This window comes from Kribbella sp. WER1 (assembly GCF_054189145.1).
In genome coordinates this window covers 1,409,628-1,433,727 of sequence record NZ_CM135186.1, presented here as the reverse complement: position 1 = coordinate 1,433,727, position 24,100 = coordinate 1,409,628, and the positions used below count along the sequence as shown (strand labels likewise).

Below are 24,100 nucleotides of genomic sequence, written 5' to 3'. Positions count from 1 at the left end.
GCCGGCGCGGCGAATTCGTGGCGTGCTGGGGTGCGCGAGGGCACGACGACGTCCCGGCGTTCCGTACCGAAGGATGGACGGGCGTCGCGCGTGGGGGAGGATGTGCGCATGCGGATTCTGATTGCGCCGGACAAGTTCGCGGGGACGTTGACGGCCGTGGAGGCTGCGGCGGCGATCGAGGAGGGCTGGCGGCGGCGCGACCCCGGGGCCGAGGTACTGGTGGCGCCGATGGCCGACGGCGGGCCCGGGTTCATCGACGTACTGTCGGCGGTCGTGGACGGGAAGCTGTTGTCCGTCACGGTCCGCGGGCCGCTCGGCGAGGAGACGCCCGCGACGGTGTTGCTGGCGGGGGAGACGGCGTACGTCGAGACCGCGCAGGCGTGCGGGCTGCACCTGGTCGAGCCGAAGCAGCGCCGGCCCGAGGACGCGACGACGTACGGGGTCGGGCAGCTGATCACCGCTGCCGTCGACGCCGGCGCGAAGCGCATCATCCTCGGCCTCGGCGGCTCCGGCACGAACGACGCCGGCGCCGGCCTACTCGCCGCCCTCGGCGCAACCGCCGAGTCGGGCGCGGCGACCGGGGGTGCGGGCGCCGAGTCGGGCTCGGCGGGTGATTCGGGTGAATCGGCCGCCGGGGCAGGCGCGCCGGCGCGGCTGGATGCGGGTGCCGCGGGACTTGCTGGGCTGACGTCCGTCGACCTCGAACCGGCCCGCAAGCGTGTTGAAGGGATCGAGTTCGTCGCGGCCAGTGATGTCGAGAATCCGATGCTCGGGCTGCGCGGCGCGACGAACGTGTTCGGCACGCAGAAGGGCATCGCGGACGAGCGCAAGCCGGAGGTCGACGGCTGGCTGACGCATTTCGCCGAGCTGGCCGACCGGAAGACCGCGGACCAGAAGGGTGCCGGCGCCGCGGGCGGCCTCGGGTACGCCCTGCTGCTCCTCGGCGCCGAACGCGTCTCGGGGATCGATCTGGTCGCCGAGCTCACCGGGCTGAAGACCAAGGCGTCGCAGGTCGACCTGGTGATCAGCGGCGAGGGCGCGTTCGACTTCCAGTCCCGCGACGGCAAGGTGATCGCCGGGGTCGCGAAGATCGCGAACGACGCGATGCGGCCCTGCGTCGTACTCGCCGGGAAGGTGCTGATCGGGTCCCGCGAGATGCGCTCGATGGGCGTCGAGTCGGCGTACGCGCTGGTCGACACGGTGGGTGAGGAGCAGGCCTTCGCGGACCCGCACGGCTCGCTCGCCGTGGTCGCCGAACGGGTCGCCCGGACCTGGGCCCGCTGACCGAGCGTGACCCCCGGCGCCTGGCGAAGGTGATCAGCCCGCGACCGGGTTGGTTGATCCGTGAAATTGGTGTGCGACCATGGGAATGAGCGCGGGACGGCGGCTGTTGTCCTGTGTTGACAAGAGACTTCCGTGCCGACGGAGTTCGTGCGTGGGCACTTGAGCAGATGACTGGAGTCAGGGATGACTGAAGCGCAGACCGAGCAGGCCGCAGCGACGGGTGTTCTCCTCACCGACGGAGCCGCCTCGAAGGTGAAGGCGCTGCTCGACCAGGAAGGCCGCGACGACCTCGCGCTGCGGGTCGCCGTGCAGCCGGGCGGTTGCTCCGGGCTGCGGTACCAGCTGTTCTTCGACGAGCGCCAGCTCGACGGTGACGTGGTGGCCGACTTCGGCGGTGTGAGCGTCGTCACCGACCGGATGTCCGCGCCGTACCTGAAGGGTGCGACGATCGACTTCGTCGACACGATCGAGAAGCAGGGCTTCACGATCGACAACCCGAACGCGACCGGTTCGTGCGCGTGCGGCGACTCGTTCAACTGATCTGAGCTAGCCCAAAAACCCCTGGTCATCAAGCGCGTGACCAGGGGTTTTGCCATGCCCGGACTTCGGTAGCGACCGTGCCGATGTGTAAGCCAACGCTTGTTGGGTACCGGTGGCCGTGTGTGGGACTACATAACTGAGCGTCATTCACAATTGCTCTATCAGAGCTACCAGCACCTGAGCCTGGTCATACAGTGCGTACTGCTGGCCACCGTGATCGCGGTCGGCCTGGCGGTGTTCGTGCACCGCAACCCACGGGTCGCGTCACTGGCCGGCGCGGTGAGCGCGGTCGGTCTGACGATCCCGTCGTTCGCGCTGCTCGGCCTGATGATCCCGGTGGCCGGCATCGGTACCGCGACCTCGGTGATCGCGGTCACCTTCTACGCGTGCCTGCCGATCCTGCGGAACGCCGTCGTCGGCCTGGCCGGCGTCGACTCGACGCTGATCGAGTCGGCCCGCGGCATGGGCATGGGCGCGATCCGGACGTTGCTCCGGATCGAGCTGCCACTCGCGTGGCCGGTGATCCTGGCCGGCGTCCGGGTCTCGGCCCAGATGTCGATGGGGATCGCGGCGATCGCGGCGTACGTGCTCGGCCCCGGCCTCGGCAGCTTCATCTTCACCGGCCTCACCCAGATCGGTGGGGCCAACGCTCTGAACTCCGCGCTGGTCGGCACGATCGGCGTGGTCCTGCTCGCTCTGATCCTGGACGCTTTGCTGCTGCTCGTCGGCCGCCTGACCACCTCGAGGGGTATCCGTGCCTGAAACCGAACCTGAAGTCAGCGGCGTCGACATCGAGTTGACCGATGTCGTCAAGCGGTACCCGGGCCAGAAGAAACCGGCCGTCGAAAGCCTGTCCCTGCACATCCCGGCCGGCGAGATCGTGATGTTCGTCGGCCCGTCCGGCTGCGGCAAGACCACCTCGCTGAAGATGATCAACCGGCTGATCGAGCCGACCTCCGGCAACATCCGGATCGGCGGCGAGGACATCAGCAAGCAGGACGACGACGACCTGCGGCGCCGGATCGGGTACGTGATCCAGGGCGGCAGCCTGTTCCCACACATGACCGTCACGCAGAACATCGCGCTCGTCCCCGGCCTGCTCGGCTGGAGCAAGAGCCGGACCGCCGAACGTGTCGACGAACTGCTCGAGCTCGTCGGCCTGGACCCGGATCGGTACCGCAACCGCTACCCGCGGGAGCTGTCCGGCGGTCAGCAGCAGCGCGTCGGCGTGGCCCGCGGGCTGGCCGCCGACCCGCCGGTGATCCTGATGGACGAGCCGTTCGGCGCCGTCGACCCGATCACCCGGCAGCGGCTGCAGGACGAACTGCTCAGCATCCAGGAGGAGCTGCGCAAGACGATCGTTTGTGTCACCCACGACTTCGACGAGGCCGTGAAGCTCGGTGACCGGATCCTGATCCTCACCGAGGGCGCGAACATCGCCCAGTACGACACCCCCGAGGCGATCCTGGCGAACCCGGCCAACCGGTTCGTCGCGGACTTCGTCGGCGCGGGTGCCGCGCTCAAGCAGCTGACCCTGAGCCGGGTCAGCGAGATCGAGCTGAACCAGCCGACGGTCGCGGAGATCGGCGACCCGGCACCCGCCGTACTGCGGGCAGCGAAGGAGGCGGGCGACGACTCGGTCGTCGTGCTGGACCGCCGCCGGCGCCCGGTCGACTGGATGTGGACGAGTGACCTGTCGGACGTCGACAGCGTCCCGGCGCCGCACGAGGACACCGACCTGGTCACGATCGACCGGCGTGCGACGCTGAACGATGCGCTCGACACGATGCTGATGTCCAGCCACGGCAGCGCGGTGGTCACCGGCCGCCGCGACGAGTACCTCGGTGTCGTCGACTTCCAGGCCGTACTCGCCCGGATCCAGGACGGCAACGGTCAGCCGGAGGCGGAGGTCGCGGGATGACGGTACTGATGCCACGCCTCAGCCCAGACCGGGAGGCCGCATGACCACCATCGACACCGGACCGGACCGTCAGCAGACGGAGAACCGCGCCGACGCGAAGGCGACCGCGGCCGGCCTCGCGACCAGCCGGGCCCGGCGCCCGTCGTGGGGCACGCTGATCGGGCAGCCGCTGTTCGTCGCGATCGTGATCGGCGCCTGGGCGATCTGGCGCTCGCAGGCCGAGCTCGACTCGATCGAGCAACGGCAGCTGGAGTGGAAGCTCGTCGGGCAGTTGACCATCGAACACCTCAAGCTGACCGCGGTCGCCACGGTCATCGTGCTGGTGATCGCCGTACCGCTCGGCATCATGCTGACCCGGCCGCGGTCCCGCAAGGCCGCGCCGATCGTGGTCGCGGTGGCGAACGCCGGCCAGGCCGCGCCGGTGATCGGGCTGATCGTGCTGCTCGCGATCTGGCTCGGGTTCGGCTTCTGGACCGCGATCGTGGCGCTCTGCCTGTACGCGATCCTGCCGGTACTGCGGAACACGATCGTCGGCCTGCAAGGCGTCGACAGCACGCTCGTCGAGGCCGGGCGCGGGATGGGGATGTCGACGCTGGCCGTCCTCGGCCGGATCGAGCTGCCGCTCGCGGTACCGGTGATCATGGCCGGGATCCGGACCGCGCTCGTGCTGGTCGTCGGGACCGCGACGCTCGCGACGTTCATCGACGCCGGGGGACTGGGCAGCCTGATCACCACCGGCATCCGGCTGCTGCGGTACCCGGTCCTGATCAGCGGCGCGCTGCTGGTCGGGGCGCTCGCCCTGCTGATCGACTGGGCGGGCCGTGTCCTGGAAGAAGTCACCCGACCGAGAGGGCTCGGATGAAGCGGCTAGTGGCGGCGGCGTCCGCCCTCGTTCTCGTACTGTCCGGCTGCGGCCTCGGCACCAGCGGCGGTTTCGTACCGTCGGGCAAGCTCCAGGGCCAGCTGCGATCGGTGAAGAACCTCGACGGCCTGACCATCGGGATCGGGTCCAAGAGCTTCCAGGAACAGCTGATCCTCGGCAAGATCGCGGCGATCCTGATGGGCGCCGCCGGTGCCCACGTGAAGGACCTGACCAACATGCCGGGCAGCGACACCTCCCGGCAGGCGATGATCCAGGACCAGATCCAGATGGCTTGGGAGTACACCGGTACGGCGTGGATCTCGTACCTCGGCCACGACACCGGCATCCCGGACAAGCAGGAGCAGTACGACGCGGTCGCGAAGGAGGACGCGGAGAAGTACGGGCTGATCTGGCTGAAGCCCGCGCCGATGAACAACAGCTACGGCTTCGCGATGACCCGCAAGGAGTCGGACCGGCTGCACATCACCAAGCTGTCGCAGGTCCAGTCGCTGCCGGTGAAGGAGCGCACGTTCTGCGTCGAGTCGGAGTTCGCGAACCGGAACGACGGGTTCGAACCGATGCTGAAGCACTACGGGATCCCGTTGGGCAGCGGCGTACCGCGGAACAACATCCGGACCCTGGACACCGGCGCGGTGTACGCCGCGACGAGCCACGGGGACTGCCGGTTCGGCGAGATCTTCACCACCGACGGCCGGATCAAGTCGCTCGACCTGGTCGTACTGCAGGACGACAAGAAGTACTTCCCGGCGTACAACGTGGCGCCGGTGATCAGCAAGAAGGTGCTGGACAAGTACCCGCAGCTGCGGGACCTGTTCCAGCCGGTGTCGGACAAGCTGACCGACCCGGTGCTGATCGACCTGAACGCCCAGGTCGACGTCGAGGGGCGCGAGCCCGCCGACGTCGCCATGGACTGGCTGGTCAAGGAAGGCTTCATCAGCCGTGACTGACGGTCTCTTCCCTGGCCCGCCGGGGGAGTAGCCACGTCACCGCGAGACTGACGACGAACAATCCGATCGCGACCAGGACCGAGGTCTTGGTCGCGCCCAGGAACGCGCGGGTCGGCAACAGCTGGAAGAAGATCGTGCCGATCACGGCAACGCCGATCGCCCCGCCGTACTGCTGCATCGCGGTCAGTACGCCGGACGCCGACCCCGCGGCCTGGTCGTCGACCGACGCCAGGATGATGTCGAACAGCGGCGCGAACACCATGCCGGCGCCGATCCCGGTGGCGAGGGTCGCCGGGACCAGGTTCCACACGGTGGTCGCGTCGCCGTACGTGTGCAGGGTGAACCAGACGCCGCCCATCGCGACGGTCATCAGTGCGACGCCGAGCTGGAGGGCCTTGCGGCCGAGCTTCGGCGCGAGCAGTGCGGCGCAGAGCGGCGCGCCGATCGCGATGCCGAGCGAGAACGGCACCATCGCGAGTCCGGCCTTCAGCGGGCTGTAGTGCAGGCCGAGCTGGGTGAACAGGTTGAACACCAGCATGAAGCCGTTCATCGCGAGGAAGAACGTGGTGATCACGCCGAGGCCGGCGAGGTACCCGCGGTTGCGGAACAGCGACGGGTCGATGACCGGGTTGCCGGACCGGCGTTCGCGGTAGCCGAACAGTGCGAACACGACGAATGATCCGGTCAACAATAGGATTGTCCACAATGGCCAGCCGAGTTCGCGGCCCTGGACGAGCGGGTAGATCAGCATTCCCGAGGCGAGGCTGACCAGGATCACGCCGACGGTGTCGAGCCGGGCCGCGCCGGGCGTCCGGACCTCGGGCATGAACCGCAGCGCGCCGAACAGGGCGGCGGCGCCGATCGGGACGTTGATGAAGAAGATGGTCCGCCAGCCGGCGCCGAACCAGTTCGCGTCGATCAGTACGCCGGCCAGGATCGGGCCCGCGACCGCGGACAGGCCCATCACCGGGCCGAACATCGCGAATGCCTTGCCGAGCTCCTCGGCCGGGAAGATCGACTTCAGGATCGCGAAGCCCTGCGGGATCATCACCGCGCCGAGCAGGCCCTGCGCGACCCGGCTGCCGATCAGTACCTCCGGGCTGGTGGCCAGCCCGCAGACCGCGGACGCGACGGTGAATCCGAGCGCGCCGATCACGAACATCCGCCGTCGGCCGACCAGGTCGCCCAGGCGGCCGAACGTGATCAGGCCGATCGCGAAGGCCAGCGTGTAGCCGGCCAGCATCCACTGCATCGCGGACTCGGACCCGCCGAGCTCGGCGCGGATCGACGGCGCCGCGATGTTGACGATGGTCGCGTCGACCAGGTCCATGATCTCGGCGATCAGGATCGTCGCCAGGACGATCCATCGCCAGCGGAAGACGGTACTCCCGCCGGTTGTTTCTGCTGGGTTCTGAACTGTGGTGCTCATCGGTGGCCCCCTCGTGATTGCGAACGCTGTTCGTTGTACGAACACTGTTCTACGCGCGAACAGTGTTCGCGTCAAGTACGGTGTTCGCTACAGTGGTGCCATGACGCACTCTCCGTGGCAGCCGATCATCCCCGCGAAGCCGGCGCGCGAGCGGAAGGCGCCGCTCACCCGGGAGCGGATCGTGGACGCCGCCATGGAGCTGCTGCGCAAGGAGGGGTACGACGGCGTCTCGATGCGCAAGGTGGCCCAGGAGCTGCGGACAGGGCCGGCGTCGCTCTACGCCCACGTCGCGAACAAGCGCGAGCTCGACCAGCTGCTGGTGGAGCGGGCGAACGCCCAGATGTCGTTCGACGGACCGATTGATCCGGCGCGCTGGCAGGAGCAGTTGAAGGACCTAATGCGCGGGATGCTCGGCGCGATGCGCGCCAACCCGGGCGTCGCGCGCGCCGCGATCGGCGCCGTACCGACGGGGGAGCGGGCCTTGCAGACCACCGAGCGGATGCTCGCGCTGCTCAAGGCCGGCAATCTCCCGGATCAGGCCGCGGCGTGGGCGGTCGACCTCATCCCGCTCTATGTGACGGCGGTCGCGTTCGAGGAGAGTGTGCAGAGCGCGTCCGACTGGACTCCTGAGGACGTGGAAGCGTTCGTCACCGGGCTGCGGGCGTACCTCGCGGGGCAGTCCGCCGAGCGGTTCCCGTTCGTCGTCGCGCTGGCCGCGCCGCTGACCTCTGGTGCCACTGGGGACGAGCGCTTCGAATTCGGCATCTCGGTCATCGTCGCCGGTCTGGCTGCGCTCGCTACCGGCTGATCACGACCCATTCCATCGCGTCATCAACCAGCCCCGGTCCGGCCTCGGACCGGGGGCTGGTTCGACTGGTGTCGAACGCTTGTTATTCACGAATGCACATGGTTAACCTTCGGATTGTCAACAAAACTACGACCTGAGCCGTGGGGCGTGTGGAATACGTATGGGGTGGGCACTCGGGTGAGGCCGTATGACGACAGGAGGAAATCGTGGACGCCGACACCCCGCCGCCAGTGGATCCGCACCAGCGGCCGCAGGATCGTCCGCCCGTGAGCACGCCCGGTGGTCCACCGGGTGATACGTCCAGACCCACGACCGAGAAGGAGCAACCCCCGGAAGTACTGAAGAAAGCGATCGCCGCCTCGGCGATCGGCAATGCCACGGAGTGGTTCGACTACGGCATCTATGCGTACGGCGTGACCTACATCTCGGCCGCGATCTTCCCCGGTAACACGCAGAGCCAGACGTTGCTGGCGCTGATGACGTTCGCAGTCTCGTTCCTGGTCCGCCCGCTCGGTGGCCTGGTCTGGGGTCCGCTCGGCGACCGGCTCGGCCGCAAGCACGTCTTGGCGATCACGATCCTGATGATGTCCGGCGCGACCCTGTTCGCCGGACTCGTCCCGTCGTTCCACACGATCGGGTACTGGGCGCCGGTGCTGCTGGTGCTGCTGCGGATGGTCCAGGGCTTCTCGACCGGTGGCGAGTACGGCGGTGCCGCGACCTTCATGGCGGAGTACGCGCCGAGCCGCAAGCGCGGGTTCCTCGGCAGCTTCCTGGAGTTCGGCACGCTGTCCGGGTTCTCGCTCGGTGCGCTGCTGATGCTGGGCTTCTCGCTGGTGCTCGGCGACGACCAGATGCACGCGTGGGGCTGGCGGCTGCCGTTCCTGGTGGCTGCGCCGCTCGGTCTGGTCGGCGTCTACCTGCGGTCCCGGCTCGAGGACACCCCGGTGTTCCGTGAGCTGGAGGCGAAGGGCCAGAAGGAAGAGGAGACCGCGACCCAGTTCAAGGACCTGCTGTCCGGCTACTGGCAGCCGATCCTGCGCCTCGGGGGCATGGTGATCGCGCTGAACGTGGTGAACTACACGCTGCTCACCTACATGCCGACGTACCTGGAGAAACAGATCGGCCTGAGCGCGGACAAATCGCTGGTCGTACCAATCATCGGGATGCTCGCGATGATGGTGTTCGTCCCGTTCGCCGGCCGCGCGTCGGACCGGATCGGGCGAAAACCGTTGTGGTGGGCATCGTTGGCCGGACTGTTCGTGTTCGGCGTCCCGATGTTCCTGCTGATGGGCACGAACATGGTCGGCGCGATCGTCGGCTTCGCGGTCCTCGGCCTGCTGTACGTGCCGCAGCTCGCGACCATCTCCGCGACGTTCCCGGCGATGTTCCCGACGCACGTCCGGTACGCCGGCTTCGCGATCGCGTACAACGTGTCGACGTCGCTGTTCGGCGGTACGGCGCCCGCGGTCAACGACTGGCTGACGGCGAAGACCGGCGACTCGCTGGTCCCGGCGTACTACATGATGGCGGCCTGCGTCATCGGCGCGATCGCGCTGGCGAAGGTGCCGGAGACGTCGCGGTGCCCGATCAACGGTACCGAGATTCCGGGGACCGAGGACGCGCCGCCGCCGGTGGCGCTGGAACCGGCGCACGCGAAGGCCTGAACCGGCGAAACGGCCCGCTGCCTCCTCGGAGGCGGCGGGCCGTTTCCCTTGTTGGGTGGGGGATCAGGAGACGACTGCGGCGACGGCCTCGGACCAGACGCCGGCCGCTTCGTCGACCTCGTCGGGGGACACGACCAGCGCTGGGATGAACCGCACGACCTGCCCCCAGGCCCCGCAGGTGAGCAGCAACAGACCGCGGCGCGCGGCTTCCTGCTGTACGGCGGTGGCGGTCGCGGCGTCGGGCTTGCCGTCCGCGTCCCGGAACTCGTTGCCGATCATCAGTCCGAGCCCGCGAACGTCGGTGATCTGCTCGTGCTTGTCCGCGACCAGTTGCAGCGCCTGCTTCAGCTGGGCGCCGCGATCGGCCGAGTTCTGCACGAGGCCTTCGTCCTGGATCACGTCGAGCGTCGCGATCGCTGCCGCGCACGCCACCGCGTTCGCGCCGTACGTGCCGCCTTGCGAGCCCGGCCAGGCCTTCTCCATCAGCTCCGCGGACGCGGCGATTCCGGACAACGGGAAGCCGGACGCCAATCCCTTCGCGGTGACGAGTACGTCCGGGTGCGAGCCGAAGTGGTCGCCGCCCCAGAACTTCCCGGTCCGCCCGAAGCCGGTCTGTACTTCGTCCACCACGAGCAGGATGCCGTGCGCGTCGGCGCGTTCGCGCAGTCCGGCGAAGAACTGTTCGTTCGCGGGGACGTAGCCGCCTTCACCGAGCACGGGCTCGACGAAGAACGCGGCGGTGTCGGCCGGAGTACTCAATGTCTGCAGTACGTAGTCCAGCTGCTTCAGCGCGAACTCGGTCGCCTGCTCGACCGGCCAGCCGAAGTGGCCCGGGTCCGGGAACGGCGACACGTGTACGCCCGCCATCAACGGGCTGAACCCGGAGCGGAACTTGGTGCCGGACGTCGTCATCGACGCCGCGGCAACGGTCCGTCCGTGGAAGCCGCCGTGGAACACGATGACGTTCGGCCGCCCGGTCGCCTGCCGGGTGAGCCGCAGTGCCGCCTCGATCGCCTCGCTGCCGGAGTTCGCGAAGAACATCCGGTCGAGGTGCCGGGGGAGGACCTCGCCGAGCCGGTCGACCAGTGTCAGCAGCGGCCGGTGCATGACGGTCGTGTACTGCGCGTGGATGATCCGGCCGACCTGCTCCTGGGCGGCCGCGACCACGCGCGGGTGCGAGTGTCCGGTCGACGTGACGCCGATGCCGGCGGTGAAGTCCAGGTACCGGCGGTCGTCCTCGTCGAACAGCTGCACGCCCGAACCGCGGGCGGCGACCACGCCGGTCGCCTGTTTCAGGATCTGCGAGAGCTCGGCCACGGACGTCCCTCCAACCGTAGGATGGTAGATTGTTGACAATCCTACCTCAGCTGTTCAGGCCGGTGAAGGGGTGCAGATGGACGAGTCAACAGTGGTCGAGGCCGTCGAGAAGCGGTTGTTCATCGACGGGAAATGGGTCGACGCCACGGGCGGCACGACGTTCGACGTCGTCGATCCGTCCACCGGCGAGGTGCTGTGCGCGGTGGCCGACGCGTCGCCCGCCGACGGCCGCGCGGCACTGGATGCGGCGGTTGCGGCGCAGCCCGAGTTCGCCCGGACCTCGCCCCGGGAACGGTCCGACCTGCTGATGACGGCGTACCGGCTGTTGATGGAGCGGGCCGACGAGCTGGCGTTGCTGATGACGCTGGAAATGGGCAAGCCGCTGGCGGAGGCGCGCGGCGAGATCGCGTACGCGGCCGAGTTCTTCCGGCACTTCGCCGGCGAGGCGCTACGGATCGATGGTGGGTACCAGACCGCGCCGGCCGGCAACGCGCGATTCCTGATCACCAAGCAGCCGGTCGGCCCGTGCCTGCTGATCACGCCGTGGAACTTTCCGATGGCGATGGGCACCCGCAAGCTCGGCCCGGCGATCGCGGCCGGTTGTACGAGTGTCATCAAGCCGGCGCACCAGACGCCGCTGTCGATGCTCGCGCTGATGGGGATCCTGGCCGAGGCAGGCCTCCCGGCGGGCGCCGTCAACTGTGTCACCGCGATGGACGCCGGCGGTGTGATGGAGCCGCTGATCCGTTCCGGCCTGGCGCGGAAGCTGTCGTTCACCGGCTCGACCCGGGTCGGCCGGGTGCTGCTGGAGCAGTGCGCGGAGAAGGTACTGCGGACCTCGCTCGAACTCGGCGGAAACGCCCCGTTCATCGTGTTCGAGGACGCGGACCTGGACGAGGCGGTCACCGGCGCGATCGCGGCGAAGATGCGGAACATGGGCGAGGCCTGCACCGCGGCCAACCGGATCTTCGTCCACGAGTCGGTGATCGACGAGTTCGGCCGCCGGCTGGCGGAGCGGATGGGTGCGCTGACCGTCGGCCGCGGGACCGAGCCGGACGTGAACGTCGGCCCGCTGATCGACGAGGCCGGTCGCGAGAAGGTGCGGGCGCTGGTCGCGGACGCGGTCGGCCGCGGCGCCACCGTGCTGACCGGCGGAGAAGTTGCTGCGGGCAACGGGTACTTCTACCCGCCGACGGTGCTCACCGGCGTACCGCGGGAAGCAGCGATGGCGGACCAGGAGATCTTCGGACCGGTCGCGCCGTTGACGCCGTTCCGCACCGAGGACGAGGTGGTGCGGGCCGCCAACGACACGGAGTACGGCCTGGTCGCCTACGTGTTCACGAACGACCTGCGGCGGGCGCTCCGGGTCGCCGAGGCGATCGAGACCGGGATGGTCGGGCTGAACCAGGGCGTGGTGTCGAACCCCGCCGCACCGTTCGGCGGGGTCAAACAGTCCGGCCTCGGCCGCGAGGGCGGCGCGATCGGGATCGACGAGTTCCTGGAGACCAAGTACATCGGCATCGCCACCTGACCCGATCCCACGTCAGCCTCGGCGCCGATCCCACGGCAGCCTCGGTTCCGGTCCCACGGCAGGCCCGGCGCTCGTCTCACGGCAGCCTCGGTGCTGGTCTCACGGCAGCCTCGGTTCCGGTCCCGCGGCAGGCCCGGCGCCGGTCTCGCGCCGGTCTCGGCGCCGGTTCCACGACGGCTTCGGCGCCGATTCCTCCGGCGGCGTCGGCGCTGATCGCCGCGGCGGCCTCGGCCGGGCCCCGGCCGCTTCCCGGCTGGGGACTGCGGTCAGTTCTGCTTCTTGGTGAGGCGCTCGACGGCGTCCTCCATGTGGTCCGACAGCAGTTCGTCGGTGCGCTCGATCTCGCAGTCGCGGATCGCGGCCGCGATCTGGCGGTGCTCGAGGTAGCGGTTGTCGTCGGCGGTGTACGTCGACTCCAGCGCGTGGATGCACATCCGGGTCTCGATGATCGAGGTCCGGTGCATCCGCACCAGCCGCGGACTGCCGGACGCCCGGACCAGGAACTCGTGGAACTCGATGTCGATCTCGCCGACCGCGGCCGGATCGTGCTTCACGGGCTTCATCCGCTCGGCGATCGCGTGCAGGTCCAGGCCGACCGTCTCGAAGTCGCCGTCGCGCAGGATCAGCATCGCCGCGGCGCGCTCGACCGCCTCGCGGGCGTAGTAGATGTCGCGGATCTCGGCCGGCGTCATGTCGATGACGAACAGGCCGCGGTTGCGGATCGGGACCAGCAGCCCCTCCTGGGTCAGCCGCTGCATCCCCTCGCGCAGCGGCCCGCGGCTGACGCCGAGCTTGCGGGCGAGGTCGGCCTCGACGAGCTGTGCGCCGGGCTTGAACTCCCCGTGGCCGATGGCCTTGCGCAGTTTGTCGGCGATGATGCTCGGCGTCGACTCCTGAGCCAGCGGCCCGATATAACTGGTCACGACTGAATCTCTCCTTGTGCGAACAGCATTCCCAGACCCGGCAGCGGCGGCACCGGGCCGACGAGCTCGAGGCCCTTCCAGACCGTCACTTGGTTCGCGGTCAGCACCGCACCGCCGGTGGCGATCTCCAACTCGTCGATGATGCCCAGCGTGTGCAGCGCGGTGTCCGGGATCAGGACCGCGTCGGCGTCGCGGTGGTTGGCGGCCTTCGCCATACCGATCACCTGCTCCGGCTCGAGCGTCCCGACCTCGGCGGCGGTGACGATCCCGCTGCTGCCCATCGACACCACCTCGATCCCGGCCGCGGCCAGGAACCGGACGAAGTGCTGCGCGACGTCCTCGGGGTACGACGCGGCGACCGCGACCCGGTGGATCGCCATCTGCTGACAGGCCTCCACGAACGCGATCGATGTGGACGACGCCGGGACGCCGACCGCCTGCGCGACACCACCCGCCTGGATGTTCGCGCCCTCGCGGCCGAACACGAAACTGCCCGAGGTGCACGCCCACATCACCGAGTCCGGTTGCGCCTGCTTGAGCTGCACGGCGCCTTCGGCGAGTCGCTCCGCCCGGCCGAGATCGAGGAGCGCGTCCACGCGATGGGCGTCCTCGCCCACCGAGGTGATCACGACCGGCAGCTTGACCGCGCCGCCCAGTCGCTCCTCGAGCATGGAGTAGTCGTCCTCGGCACTGTGTCCGGGATAGAGCAGCCCTACCGTGACCATCGGACCTCCTGGCTTGATGTGCACCGAATGGGTAGATTGTCGACAATGTTAACCCCAGAGCGTCCGGAGTCCGGGCCCGCTGCACGGCACCCTGTGGATAACTCTGCGTACGACGTTCAGGGCCTGCTGACCACGCTCCGTGGAGAGCTCCGGGGCACTGCCGACACCGATCGCCGGACGCGTGCGCTGTACGCCGCGGACGGTTCGAACTACCGTGCCGTCCCCGATCTCGTCGTCGTACCGGCCGACGCCGACGACCTGGCCGCGGCCGTCTCGCTGACCGCGGCGGCGGGCGCACCGACAGTCCTCCGCGGCGGCGGTACGTCGATGGCCGGCAACGCGATCGGCGGCGTGGTGATCGACGCGTCGCGGCACGTCAACCGGATCCTCGACCTCGACGCGAGTACCCGGACCGCGGTGGTTGAGCCGGGCGTCGTCCTGACCGATCTGCTGGCCGCCGCGAAGCCGCACGGGCTCGCGTTCGGCGCGGATCCGTCGTCGGCCAGCCGCGCGACGCTCGGCGGGATGATCGCGAACAACGCGTGTGGCGCCCACTCGGTGGCCTGGGGTACGACGGCCGACAATCTGCAATCGCTCGATCTCGTACTCGCCGACGGGATCCGGCTGACCGTCGACGCGGCCGCCGATCGGGCCGTCGCCGCCGCGCGACCTGGGCGGGAAGGCGAACTGCACCGGGCGCTGCAGGCGTTCGCGGATCGTCATGCGCTGGTGATCGAGCGGCGGTTCGGGCAGTTCACGCGGCAGATCTCCGGGTACGCGCTGCAGCGGCTGCTCGGCGACTACAACCTCGCCGGTCTGCTGGCCGGGAGCGAGGGTGGGCTGGCGGCGACGCTGCGGGCGACGGTCAAGCTCGTTGAGTTGCCCAAGGCAAGGGTCCTGTGTGTGCTGGGGTTCGCGGACTCGATCAGCTCGGCGGACTGCGTTCCTGTCGTGCTGCGGCATGCGCCGTTGACGATGGAGTCGATCAACAACGAGCTGGTCGACCGGCTGCCCAAGGAAGTCCGTGAGGCCGCGGTGCACGCGGGTATGCCGGACGGCAAGGCGTGGCTGCTGGTCGAGGTCGGCGGCGCGGACGAGCCGTCTGCCGCGGCTGCGGCTCGGTCGATGCTGGAGGACTTGCGCGACTCGGGTGCGACCGCCTCGCTGGTCACGGATCCGCAGGCGCAGGCGGTGTTGTGGCGTTGCCGTACGGACGCCGCTGGTCTCGCGACCCGGCGCGCGGACGGGGCGGAGGCGTGGGGCGGTTGGGAGGACGCCGCCGTACCGCCGGAGCGTCTCGGTGCGTACCTGCGCGGGCTCGACGAACTGCTCGGGCGGCACGGGTTGTCGGGGGCGTCGTACGGGCACTTCGGCGAAGGCTGCATGCACATGCGGATCGACTTCGACCTGCTGAGCCGGCGGGGGATCGCGACGTACCGGGAGTTCGTCGAGGAGGCCGCGGACCTGGTGGTCGGGCTCGGCGGGTCGGTGTCCGGCGAGCACGGCGACGGGCGGGCGCGTGGTGAGCTGCTGGCGAAGATGTACGGCGCGGACGGGGTCGCGCTGTTCGGTGAGCTGAAGCGGATCTGGGATCCGGCAGGCGTGCTGAATCCGGGGATGATCGTCGACCCACCCCGGGTGGACGCCGCGATCCGGCACGACGGTCCGGCGAAGGATCGTCAACTGTTGACAATCTTCGACTATCCCGAGGACGGGCACGACTTCGCCCAGGCGCAGCGGCGGTGTGTCGGGATCGGGAAATGCCGGCAGACGTCGGGCAGCGTGATGTGCCCGAGCTACCAGGTGACGCGCGAGGAGCTGCACTCCACCCGCGGGCGGGCGCACCTGCTGTGGGAGATGCTGCAGGGCGACCTGATCACGGACGGCTGGCGATCCACCGAAGTACGGGACGGGCTCGATCTGTGCCTGTCGTGCAAGGGCTGTTTGTCGGACTGCCCGGTGAACGTCGACATTGCGACGTACAAGGCCGAGTTCACGCATCATCACTACGCGCGCCGGCCGTGGGCACGGCCGCTTTCGCACTGGTCGATGGGGTGGCTGCCGTTGTGGTCGCGGCTCGCTTCCCGCGCTCCGAAGCTCGCTAACCGGTTCGCGGCGCTGCCGCTGACGAAGCGCCTAGGCGGAATCGCTGCCGAGCGGGATGTTCCTGGTTTCGCCTCGGAGTCCTTCAGCCGGTGGTTCAAGGCGCGTACGCCGGGAACCGCCGCCGGGCGGAAGGTTGTGCTGTGGCCGGATACGTTCACGAACTACCTGGCGCCGGAGATTGGGCGGGCCGCGGTCGCCGTACTCGAGGATGCCGGCTTCGAGGTCGTGCTGCCTGACAAGCCTGTGTGCTGTGGGCTCACCTGGATCTCCACCGGGCAGCTCACCACGGCGCGGCGCGTCCTGAACCGGTCGTTGGCGGTCCTCGCGCAGCATCTCGACGCCGGTACGCCGATCGTCGGCCTCGAACCGAGCTGTATCGCGGCCTTCCGGCATGATGCGCCGTCGTTGATTGTTGACAATCCTCTTGTTGGCACGGCGAGTGCGAACATTCGGACGTTCTCCGAGTTCCTCGTCGGCTCCGGCTGGACGCCGCCGCAGGTCGGGGGAGAGGCGTTCGTTCAGCCGCACTGCCACCAGCACGCGGTCCTGGGGTTCGATGCCGACCGCAAGCTGATGGCCGCCGCCGGGCTGGACGCCGACCTCGCGGCGCCCGGTTGTTGCGGTTTGGCGGGCAACTTCGGCTTCGAGCGCGATCACTACGACGTGTCCAAGGCGGTGGGCGAACGGTCTCTGCTGCCCGCCGTCCGCTCGTTGCCGTCGACAACATCCGTCGTCGCCGACGGCTTCAGCTGCCGAACACAGATCGCCCAGGGCACCCCCCGCACCGCCCACCACCTCGCAGAACTCCTGGCCAAGGCACTACCCGAGACCCCGCCCGAGGCACCGCGCTAGGCATCGCTCGGAACACCGCCCGTGGAATCCGCTCGCGACGCCACCCGAGGGACCGCACGGGACACCGTCCGATCGTTCGACCCGAACTCTCGACTGAACCCCGCCCGGGATCCGCCGGGGACCGCCGCCGGAGACCACCGCACGGCGGCCCGTGCAAGACACCGTCCGGGGTACCGTCTGGCCGGGTGACTGGCTCGCTGGTCAGCTCGGTGCGAGTTTGTCGGTGGCGCGGCGGAGGCGGGTGATGCCTTCGTGGATGCGGGCGGGTGTTGTCGACGCGAAGCAGAGCCGGAACGCGTTCGAGAATCGGCCGCTGGGGGAGAAGGCCGGGCCGGGAATGAATGCCACGCCTTCGGCCAGCGCGATCTCGAAGAGCTCCTCGGTGTTGACGCCGTTCTCCAGCGTCACCCAGAGGAAGAAGCCGCCCTCCGGATCCGTCCACCGCGCGATGTCTCCGAAGTGCTCCGTCAGCGCGGCATGCATCGCCTCCTGGCGCGAGCGGTACTCCGCGCGCTGCCGCACCAGGTGATCCTCGAGATGCCCGCCGGTGAGGAACCCGGCCAGCAGCCGCTGCGCCGGCAGGTTCGTGCACGTGTCCATCGCCTGCTTCGCATTGATCAGCAACTGCTGCAGCTCGGGGTCCGCGTCGACCCAGCCGACCCGCAGCCCCGGCGCGACGATCTTCGAGAACGTCCGTACCGAGAACACCAGCGGATCGCCCGCGCCCAGTTCCCGCAACGTCGGCAGCGGATCACCGGCGAAGCGCAGCAGCCCGTACGGGTCGTCGTCGATCACCATTGAGCCCCACGACCGAGCCAGCTCCAGCAGCTGGTGCCGCCGAGCGAGCGAGAGGGTCGCGCCGGACGGGTTCTGGAACGTGGGGATCGTGTAGATCGCCTTCGGCCGCCGTCCGTCCAGCAGCGTCGGTAGATTGTCGACAATCATCCCGTCGTCGTCCACCGGTACCTCGAGCAGTTCCGCGCCGTACGACAGCGCCGTCGCACTCCCGTTCGTGTACGTCGGGGACTCCACGACGACGAGGTCGCCCGGGTCGACGAAGATCTTGCAGAACAGGTCGAGGCCCTGCATACCGCCGGCCGTGACTGTGAGGCGGTCCGCCGTCGTCTCGTCGCCGGTACCGCGCAGCATCTCCAGCAGCGCGGCGTGCAGTGGCGGATCGCCTTCGGTGGCGGCGTAGTCGTAGGCGTCCGGGCGGGCGAGTTCGTCGGCCGCGATCGCGGACAGGATCTGCGACGGTACGGCCTCGGCGGCGGGCGAACCCATCGCGAAGCGGACGATGTCGTGGGTCTGCTTGTGCAGGAGCGACGTACTCGAGTCGATCACCGAACCTACGAGTCCGGTCGCGCGTGCTGCATACGGGAGTGCTGACAAGGGCTTACCTCCTGATCGTCAGTTCGTGGGACAGATCGGTCAGTCGTTCCACTCCGTCGGCGGTCACCACCACGGGCTCGGACAGCTCGTAGCCCCAGCCGTCCATCCACATCCCGAGGATGACGTGGAACGCCATTCCCGCGGACAGCACGGTGGTCTCCTCGGGGCGCAGGCTGACGGTGCGTTCGCCCCAGTCCGGCGGGTACCCGATGCCGATCGAGTACCCGATCCGCGATTCCTTCACCAGGCCGTGCGCGGCGATCACGTCGTTGAACGCGGCGTGTACGGCGCTGCCGGTGACGTCTGGTCGGATTGTTGACAATGCGGCGCGCATCCCGTCGGCGACAATCTTCGCGGTCTCCCGGAGCCGGTGCGGCGGGTCGCCGAGCATCGTCGTCCGGGCGAGCGGGGCGTGGTACCGGCCGAACACGCCGGCCAGTTCGATCGTGGTCGCCTCGCCGGCGACGAACGGGCGGTCGGTCCAGGTCAGGTGCGGCGTACCGGCCGCGTTGCCGGTCGGCAGCATCGGCACGATCGCCGGATAGTCGCCGCCGTGCTCCGGCGTCCCGGTGGCCTGCGCGGCCAGGATCTCGGCGACCAGGTCACACTGCCGAAGTCCCGGCCGGAGCTGGTCGAGGGCGATCCGCATCGCCTGTTCGGCGATCCCGCCCGCGATCCGCAGCTGACGCAGCTCGTGTTCGGACTTGACCAGGCGGACCCAGTTGACCAGCTCCGCGGAGTCGACCAGCCGGCGGCCGGGCAGCCCGTTGCCGAGGGCAAGGTACCCGCGGGGCGTGAAGTAGTGCGCGTCCGCCTCGACCGCGACGTCGGCGCCGGCCGGTACGAGATCGCGGCAGACGGAGGCGATCCAGTCGTACGGGTGGACGTCCGGCCGGTGCACCAGGTGCTCCGGGTAGCCGTGGATCTGGTCGGCCCGGAGGTTGCAGGTGTACGACGCACCGGCCGCGTCCATCGCCCGCGCGAACAGGTGCACCTCGCCGTCGGCCGGGACCAGCAGGCACTGCGGCGTGTAGAAGGACCACGCGTCGTACCCGGTCAAGTAGAAGAGGTTCGCTGGATCGCTGACCACCAGCGCGCCGAGGCTGCGTTCGGCCAGGACGGCGCGCACCCGGGCCAGGCGGATGGCGTACTCGTCAGGCTCGACCGCCTGCTCCAGCAGGTCGGACACGGGCTCACCTCTTCCCGGTCGGCTCATGTGTGGCTCACATGTGGCTCATGTGTGGCTCGTTGTCGGTCGGTCGTGCGGTCAGCAGGTGCTGGCCCGGTCCGATGCCGGTCCGGCCGGCGAGCTCCAGCAGGGCCCACATCGTGACCTGGTTCGCGGTCAGCACGGGCTTGCCGAGCGTTGCCTCGAGACCAGCGATCACGTCGTACGTCGGCAGGTTCGTGCAGCTGATGAAAATCGCCTCGACTGTAGGATTGTCGACAGTTCGCACGAGTTCAACGGTTGTCTCGTAGGGCACCGCCCAGATCTGCGCGATCAGCCCGAGCCCGGCCGTCGCGACCACCTCGATGCCGGCCTCGGCGAGGTACGCGGACAGGCCCGCGGTCAGGTCGTTCGTGTACGGCGTGACCGTCGCGATCCGGTTGATCCCGAGCCGCCGGAGCGCGAGCAGCAGCGCGCCGCTGGTGGTCACCGCGGCCGGTGCGCCGGCGCCGACCATCGCGTCCACGAGCGCGAGTTCACCGTTGAGCCCGCCGACGAAACTCCCGAAGGTACAGGCGTAGGCGACCGCGAGCGGGGCGACCGCGAGGACGTTGTAGGTGGTGCGCGCGATCAGCCCCGGATCGGAGATGTGGACGGCCATCTCGACGGTCGCGGCCATCGGCGCGTAGGGCGTCCGGGTGACGTGCAGGGTGACGTCGTCGGGGACCCAGCGCCACAGCTCCCGGTCGAGCGCGAAGTCGTACGGCGCGACGACACCGACGCCGGTCTGCAGCAGCGGTGGGACCGCCGCGGGCAGCGGGTTGGTGATGGGACGCGTGCTCATGCGAGTCAGTGTGCGACCCGGAGCAGATTGTTGACAATCCTACCAGCGAGTTCCTAGCCTCGAACCTGTGCCGGCCCCCGTCGAACGCCCCGTGGATCACCCCGTGGAGCGCTCTGTGGAACGTTCTGTGGAGCGCCCGGTTGTCGCGGTGCTCTGCGAGCGGGCGACCGACCGTCCGCCGGGTCTCGACGGTCTGCCGGTCGACTTCCGGTACTGCGCCGCCGACGGTCTGCGCGCCGCCGTGCGTGGCGCCCGCGCGCTGCTCCTCTGGGACTTCTTCTCGACGGCGGTCCGCGACGTCTGGGCGGACGCCGGATCGCTGGAGTGGATCCACGTCACCGCCGCCGGGGTCGACACGCTGCTCTTCGACGAACTGCGGGACTCGGCCGTCGTGGTCACGAACGCCCACGGAGTGTTCGACCGCCCGATCGCGGAGTACGTGCTGGGTGCGGTGATCGCGCACGCGAAGGACAGCCGGCGCAGTTTCGACCTCCAGCGCGAGCGGCGTTGGCAGCATCGTGAGACCCGGAGCCTGCTGGGCGCGAAGGCGCTTGTCGTCGGCACCGGGGCGATCGGCCGGGCGACGGCCCGGCTGCTTCACGCCGCCGGGTTGGAGGTACGAGGCGCCGGCCGGGTCGCGCGTGAGGACGACCCGGACTTCGGCGAGGTTGTTGCCAGCAGCAACCTGCGGGCCGAGGTCGGCTGGGCCGATCACGTGGTGCTCGCGGCGCCGTTGACGGCCGCGACCCGGGGACTCGTCGATGCCGGCGTACTGGCCGCAATGCGACCGGGATCGCATCTCGTCAACGTTGCCCGCGGCCCGATTGTCGACGAAGGCGCGCTGCTGGACGCCGTGGCCTCCGGGCATGTCGCCGCCACCTTGGACGTGTTCGACCGCGAGCCGCTGTCGCCGGACCACCCGCTGTGGACGGCCCCGAACGTGACGGTCACCGCGCACATGTCCGGTGACGTGGTCGGCTGGCGGGACACACTCGCGGCGCAGTTCGCGGACAACCTCGCCCGCTGGCTGGCCGGCGTACCGCTGCTGAACATCGTCGACAAGAAGCTCGGCTACATTCCGACAGGAGATCGATGACTCAAGCAACCGAGTTGGTCGAGGGCTACCGGACCGGCGCGTTGTCCCCGGTCGAGGCGACGCAAACTGCACTGGACGCGATCGAGCGGTACGACGAACAGGTGAACGCGTTCGTCTTCGTCGACACCGAAGGCGCCCTCGCCGCGGCCAAGGAGTCGGAGGCCCGCTGGCGCGCCGGCGAGCCGCTCGGACCCGGCGACGGCGTGCCGACGTCGGTGAAGGACGCGTTGTGGACCAAAGGATGGCCGACGCTGCGCGGCAGCACGATGATCGACCCGGCCGGGCCGTGGGACGAGGACGCGCCGTCGGTCGCCCGGCTGCGCGAGACCGGCGCGGTCATCCTCGGCAAGACCACGACGCCGGAGTACTCGTGGAAGGGCGTCACCGATTCCTTCACGTACGGCGCGACCGGGAACCCCTGGGATCCGACGAAGACGTCGGGTGGTTCGAGCGGCGGGTCCGCGACCGCGGTCGGGCTCGGGATGGGGGTCTGGTCGCTCGGTACGGACGGCGGCGGGTCGGTGCGGATCCCGGCGGCGTTCACCGGGACGGTCGCGTTGAAGCCGACGTACGGGCTGATCCCGCTGTTCCCGCCGAGCGCGTTCGGCACGTTGTCGCACGCGGGGCCGATGACGCGGACGGTGCGGGACGCGGCGGCGCTGCTCGATGTGGTGACCGGCTACGACCCGCGGGACTGGTCGGCGATGCCGACGCCGGCGCGGTCGTTCCTGGACGGCATCGACGACGGGGTGGCCGGGCTGCGGATCGGGTTCTCGGCGAACCTCGGGTTCGTCCAGAACGATCCCGAGGTCGAGGCGCTGGTGCGTTCGGCGGTCGACGTCCTCGCCGGGCTCGGCGCCGAGGTGACCGCGGTCGATCCCGGGTTCGCGGACCCGATCGACGCGTTCAACGTGCTCTGGTGGTCGGGAGCCGCCAAGGTCCTGTCTGGTCATATTGTTGACAATCGGGTTGATGACGGTCTGCGCCGGGTCGCCGAGCTGGGCGCCGCGTACACGGCCTCGGACTTCCTCGACGCGACCGCGGTCCGGATGGAGCTCGGCACCCAGATGGGGCGGTTCCACGAGCAGTACGACGTCCTCGTCACGCCGACGCTGCCGATCACCGCGTTCCCGGTCGGGCAGGACGTGCCGGACGGATCGGGGTCGCCCGACTGGACGGACTGGACGCCGTACACGTATCCGTTCAACCTCACCCAGCAGCCGGCGCTGACGGTGCCGTGCGGGTTCACGGCGGCCGGGCTGCCTGTCGGATTGCAGATTGTCTGCCGTCGGCATGCCGACAATCTGACGCTGCGGGTCGGCCAGGCGTACCAGGCCGTGACCGACTGGCACCGGCGTACCCCGAGCTTGGAGGCACGATGAAGCAGATCACGGTCAGTCTGGACAAGCGCGGCGTGAGCTGCGTGGCGAAGCTGCTCGACGACGTCGCGCCGCGGACCTGTGCCGCGGTGTGGGACGCGTTGCCGCTGTCGGCGCCGGTGTTCCACGGGAAGTACGCGCGGAACGAGATCTACACGTTGCTGCCCGGGTTCGCGGCCGATCCGGGGAAGGAGAACACGACGATCACGCCGATTCCGGGGGATCTGTGCTGGTTCTCCTTCGACTCCGACGATCTCGGGAATCCGGCGTACGGCTACGAGAACACCACCGGGACCGGGACGACCGGTGCGATTGTCGACCTTGCTGTCTTCTACGGGCGGAACAACCTGCTGATCAACGGCGACCAGGGATGGGTGCCCGGGAACGTGTTCGGAGCCGTGACCGAGAACCTCGACGAGTTCGCGGCGGCGTGCCAGGACCTGTGGATGGGCGGGGCGCGCGGCGAGACGTTGTCGTTCAGCCGGCTGTGAACGGTTGCTGCAGCTCGGTGACCCAGTCGTCCGGGTTCTCCGAGGTCTCGAGGTAGAGCTCGCGGGCCGGCTCGGCGGCGCGTCGGCCGTTGTCCTCCAGCCAGCGGGCGAGCGCCTGCCAGGACGGGAGAATCTGCTCGATCGGGCCGTGGTGGACGAGTGTTGCCGCCTGCATCGCGGGGAGATCGATCACCTCGAGTCCGTTGAGGTTGCCTCCGGCATCGACCGCGGCGGGAACGGTCGCCTGTACGACGACGTCGCCCTGCTGCTCGTACAGGCAGGTGAGCCGGCCGGCCGGGCGTACGTCGGCGTGCGGCAACCGGCGGCTGAGTTCCGCGCAGAGCGGATGCACGACGGGCGTGATGTCGTCGGGCGTGAAGCTCGCCGCCGTCGCCGTCAGGCCGACGAGCCGAACCGCGGGCAGTTCCTTGACGACGATGTCCGCGGCCGGGATCGCCGCCTCCAGACCGCGCAACCGCGACTCGACCTGGGCGAGACGAGCGTTGCTCTCGGCCACGGTGGTCTCGAGCTGAGCGCGGCGCATCGTGAGCATCGCGCGGAGCTCGGCCGGTTGCAGATTGTCTGCAATCAGTTTGTTGACCTGATCGAGCGAGAAGCCGAGGTCCTTCAGCGCGACGATCCGGTTCAGGTCGGCGAGCTGCGCGGCGGCGTAGCTGCGGTACCCGGTCGCGGGATCGACGGACGCCGGCCGGAGCAGCCCGATCGCGTCGTAATGCCGCAGCATCCGGACCGATACCCGGCCGTGCCGCGCGAACTCCCCGATGGCGAACATGTCGACA

The 24,100-nt window shown here is 69.4% G+C and carries 21 protein-coding genes; 13 read left to right on the top strand and 8 right to left on the bottom strand.

Annotation, left to right across the window (positions count from 1 at the left end; all coding sequences use genetic code 11):
* Positions 1 to 108 precede the first annotated feature (108 nt).
* From ACXJJ3_RS06995 to ACXJJ3_RS06970, 6 genes are all read left to right on the top strand, one after another.
* Entirely contained in the window at positions 109 to 1,284 is a 1,176-nt protein-coding gene (locus ACXJJ3_RS06995) for a glycerate kinase family protein (RefSeq protein ID WP_458169132.1), read from the top strand.
* A 183-nt stretch (positions 1,285 to 1,467) separates the two neighbouring features.
* The gene (locus tag ACXJJ3_RS06990; RefSeq protein ID WP_344201431.1) at positions 1,468 to 1,824 is read left to right on the top strand and encodes a HesB/IscA family protein; all 357 of its coding nucleotides are present in this window, start codon (positions 1,468 to 1,470) and stop codon (positions 1,822 to 1,824) included.
* Positions 1,825 to 1,977: 153 nt separating this feature from the next.
* On the top strand, positions 1,978 to 2,586 hold the full coding sequence (locus tag ACXJJ3_RS06985) for an ABC transporter permease (RefSeq protein WP_458169131.1): 609 nt from the start codon (positions 1,978 to 1,980) through the stop codon (positions 2,584 to 2,586).
* A complete protein-coding gene (locus tag ACXJJ3_RS06980; protein WP_458169129.1) occupies positions 2,579 to 3,745 on the top strand; it encodes an ABC transporter ATP-binding protein in 1,167 nt (388 codons plus the stop codon). Before ACXJJ3_RS06985 ends, ACXJJ3_RS06980 begins: the two co-directional genes overlap by 8 nt.
* A gap of 40 nt (positions 3,746 to 3,785) precedes the next feature.
* On the top strand, positions 3,786 to 4,607 hold the full coding sequence (locus ACXJJ3_RS06975) for an ABC transporter permease (RefSeq protein ID WP_458169128.1): 822 nt from the start codon (positions 3,786 to 3,788) through the stop codon (positions 4,605 to 4,607).
* A complete protein-coding gene (locus ACXJJ3_RS06970) occupies positions 4,604 to 5,575 on the top strand; it encodes a glycine betaine ABC transporter substrate-binding protein (RefSeq protein ID WP_458169127.1) in 972 nt (323 codons plus the stop codon). The genes ACXJJ3_RS06975 and ACXJJ3_RS06970 overlap by 4 nt, the downstream gene beginning before the upstream one ends.
* On the opposite strand, the gene ACXJJ3_RS06965 is transcribed toward ACXJJ3_RS06970, so the two are convergent.
* A complete protein-coding gene (locus ACXJJ3_RS06965) occupies positions 5,562 to 7,004 on the bottom strand; it encodes a DHA2 family efflux MFS transporter permease subunit (protein WP_458169126.1) in 1,443 nt (480 codons plus the stop codon). The genes ACXJJ3_RS06970 and ACXJJ3_RS06965 overlap by 14 nt on opposite strands.
* 100 nt (positions 7,005 to 7,104) lie before the next feature.
* Between ACXJJ3_RS06965 and ACXJJ3_RS06960 the strand changes: the two genes are divergently transcribed.
* The gene (locus tag ACXJJ3_RS06960) at positions 7,105 to 7,812 is read left to right on the top strand and encodes a TetR/AcrR family transcriptional regulator (protein WP_458169125.1); all 708 of its coding nucleotides are present in this window, start codon (positions 7,105 to 7,107) and stop codon (positions 7,810 to 7,812) included.
* 266 nt (positions 7,813 to 8,078) lie between these two features.
* Entirely contained in the window at positions 8,079 to 9,476 is a 1,398-nt protein-coding gene (locus ACXJJ3_RS06955) for an MFS transporter (protein ID WP_458169124.1), read from the top strand.
* Between the two features lie 63 nt (positions 9,477 to 9,539).
* On the opposite strand, the gene ACXJJ3_RS06950 is transcribed toward ACXJJ3_RS06955, so the two are convergent.
* Complete coding sequence (locus tag ACXJJ3_RS06950; protein ID WP_458169123.1) at positions 9,540 to 10,793, bottom strand: aspartate aminotransferase family protein; 1,254 nt, start codon at positions 10,791 to 10,793, stop codon at positions 9,540 to 9,542.
* Positions 10,794 to 10,869: 76 nt separating this feature from the next.
* Here ACXJJ3_RS06950 and ACXJJ3_RS06945 point away from each other — a divergent pair, with 76 nt between their 5' ends.
* Positions 10,870 to 12,324: an NAD-dependent succinate-semialdehyde dehydrogenase gene (locus ACXJJ3_RS06945; RefSeq protein ID WP_458169122.1), complete on the top strand. Its 1,455-nt coding sequence runs from the start codon at positions 10,870 to 10,872 to the stop codon at positions 12,322 to 12,324.
* 266 nt (positions 12,325 to 12,590) lie between these two features.
* Here the strand turns inward: ACXJJ3_RS06945 and ACXJJ3_RS06940 are convergent, their stop codons facing one another.
* Positions 12,591 to 13,247: a GntR family transcriptional regulator gene (locus ACXJJ3_RS06940; RefSeq protein WP_458169121.1), complete on the bottom strand. Its 657-nt coding sequence runs from the start codon at positions 13,245 to 13,247 to the stop codon at positions 12,591 to 12,593.
* Entirely contained in the window at positions 13,244 to 13,972 is a 729-nt protein-coding gene (locus ACXJJ3_RS06935) for a maleate cis-trans isomerase family protein (RefSeq protein WP_458169120.1), read from the bottom strand. Before ACXJJ3_RS06935 ends, ACXJJ3_RS06940 begins: the two co-directional genes overlap by 4 nt.
* Positions 13,973 to 14,065: 93 nt before the next feature.
* On the opposite strand from ACXJJ3_RS06935, the gene ACXJJ3_RS06930 reads away from it, so the two are divergent.
* The gene (locus ACXJJ3_RS06930) at positions 14,066 to 16,930 is read left to right on the top strand and encodes an FAD-binding and (Fe-S)-binding domain-containing protein (protein WP_458169118.1); all 2,865 of its coding nucleotides are present in this window, start codon (positions 14,066 to 14,068) and stop codon (positions 16,928 to 16,930) included.
* Between the two features lie 201 nt (positions 16,931 to 17,131).
* Here the strand turns inward: ACXJJ3_RS06930 and ACXJJ3_RS06925 are convergent, their stop codons facing one another.
* From ACXJJ3_RS06925 to ACXJJ3_RS06915, 3 genes are read right to left on the bottom strand one after another with little or no spacing between them, the layout of a single operon-like run.
* Positions 17,132 to 18,274, bottom strand: coding sequence for an aminotransferase-like domain-containing protein (locus ACXJJ3_RS06925; RefSeq protein ID WP_458169117.1), 1,143 nt, complete (start codon positions 18,272 to 18,274; stop codon positions 17,132 to 17,134).
* A 52-nt stretch (positions 18,275 to 18,326) separates the two neighbouring features.
* Positions 18,327 to 19,511, bottom strand: a complete 1,185-nt coding sequence (locus tag ACXJJ3_RS06920) for a M24 family metallopeptidase (RefSeq protein WP_458169116.1) — start codon at positions 19,509 to 19,511, stop codon at positions 18,327 to 18,329.
* A 34-nt stretch (positions 19,512 to 19,545) separates the two neighbouring features.
* A complete protein-coding gene (locus ACXJJ3_RS06915) occupies positions 19,546 to 20,334 on the bottom strand; it encodes a maleate cis-trans isomerase family protein (RefSeq protein WP_458169115.1) in 789 nt (262 codons plus the stop codon).
* 115 nt (positions 20,335 to 20,449) lie between these two features.
* Here ACXJJ3_RS06915 and ACXJJ3_RS06910 point away from each other — a divergent pair, with 115 nt between their 5' ends.
* From ACXJJ3_RS06910 to ACXJJ3_RS06900, 3 genes are read left to right on the top strand one after another with little or no spacing between them, the layout of a single operon-like run.
* Positions 20,450 to 21,430, top strand: coding sequence for a D-2-hydroxyacid dehydrogenase (locus ACXJJ3_RS06910; RefSeq protein WP_458169114.1), 981 nt, complete (start codon positions 20,450 to 20,452; stop codon positions 21,428 to 21,430).
* On the top strand, positions 21,427 to 22,812 hold the full coding sequence (locus tag ACXJJ3_RS06905) for an amidase (protein WP_458169113.1): 1,386 nt from the start codon (positions 21,427 to 21,429) through the stop codon (positions 22,810 to 22,812). The genes ACXJJ3_RS06910 and ACXJJ3_RS06905 overlap by 4 nt, the downstream gene beginning before the upstream one ends.
* Positions 22,809 to 23,300 carry a DUF3830 family protein gene (locus tag ACXJJ3_RS06900; RefSeq protein WP_458169112.1) on the top strand — a complete coding sequence of 164 codons (492 nt, stop codon included), beginning with the start codon at positions 22,809 to 22,811 and terminating at the stop codon, positions 23,298 to 23,300. The genes ACXJJ3_RS06905 and ACXJJ3_RS06900 overlap by 4 nt, the downstream gene beginning before the upstream one ends.
* On the opposite strand, the gene ACXJJ3_RS06895 is transcribed toward ACXJJ3_RS06900, so the two are convergent.
* Positions 23,287 to 24,093 carry a MerR family transcriptional regulator gene (locus ACXJJ3_RS06895; RefSeq protein WP_458169111.1) on the bottom strand — a complete coding sequence of 269 codons (807 nt, stop codon included), beginning with the start codon at positions 24,091 to 24,093 and terminating at the stop codon, positions 23,287 to 23,289. The two genes, ACXJJ3_RS06900 and ACXJJ3_RS06895, sit on opposite strands and share 14 nt — an antisense overlap.
* Positions 24,094 to 24,100: the final 7 nt, after the last annotated feature.

Coding starts and splice junctions, on each gene's coding strand:
- ACXJJ3_RS06995 (WP_458169132.1), top strand. CDS start 109: ATGCGGATTCTGATTGCGCCGGACAAGTTCGCGGGGACGTTGACGGCC.
- ACXJJ3_RS06990 (WP_344201431.1), top strand. CDS start 1,468: ATGACTGAAGCGCAGACCGAGCAGGCCGCAGCGACGGGTGTTCTCCTC.
- ACXJJ3_RS06975 (WP_458169128.1), top strand. CDS start 3,786: ATGACCACCATCGACACCGGACCGGACCGTCAGCAGACGGAGAACCGC.
- ACXJJ3_RS06970 (WP_458169127.1), top strand. CDS start 4,604: ATGAAGCGGCTAGTGGCGGCGGCGTCCGCCCTCGTTCTCGTACTGTCC.
- ACXJJ3_RS06965 (WP_458169126.1), bottom strand. CDS start 7,004: ATGAGCACCACAGTTCAGAACCCAGCAGAAACAACCGGCGGGAGTACC.
- ACXJJ3_RS06960 (WP_458169125.1), top strand. CDS start 7,105: ATGACGCACTCTCCGTGGCAGCCGATCATCCCCGCGAAGCCGGCGCGC.
- ACXJJ3_RS06945 (WP_458169122.1), top strand. CDS start 10,870: ATGGACGAGTCAACAGTGGTCGAGGCCGTCGAGAAGCGGTTGTTCATC.
- ACXJJ3_RS06935 (WP_458169120.1), bottom strand. CDS start 13,972: ATGGTCACGGTAGGGCTGCTCTATCCCGGACACAGTGCCGAGGACGAC.
- ACXJJ3_RS06915 (WP_458169115.1), bottom strand. CDS start 20,334: ATGAGCACGCGTCCCATCACCAACCCGCTGCCCGCGGCGGTCCCACCG.
- ACXJJ3_RS06905 (WP_458169113.1), top strand. CDS start 21,427: ATGACTCAAGCAACCGAGTTGGTCGAGGGCTACCGGACCGGCGCGTTG.
- ACXJJ3_RS06900 (WP_458169112.1), top strand. CDS start 22,809: ATGAAGCAGATCACGGTCAGTCTGGACAAGCGCGGCGTGAGCTGCGTG.
- ACXJJ3_RS06895 (WP_458169111.1), bottom strand. CDS start 24,093: ATGTTCGCCATCGGGGAGTTCGCGCGGCACGGCCGGGTATCGGTCCGG.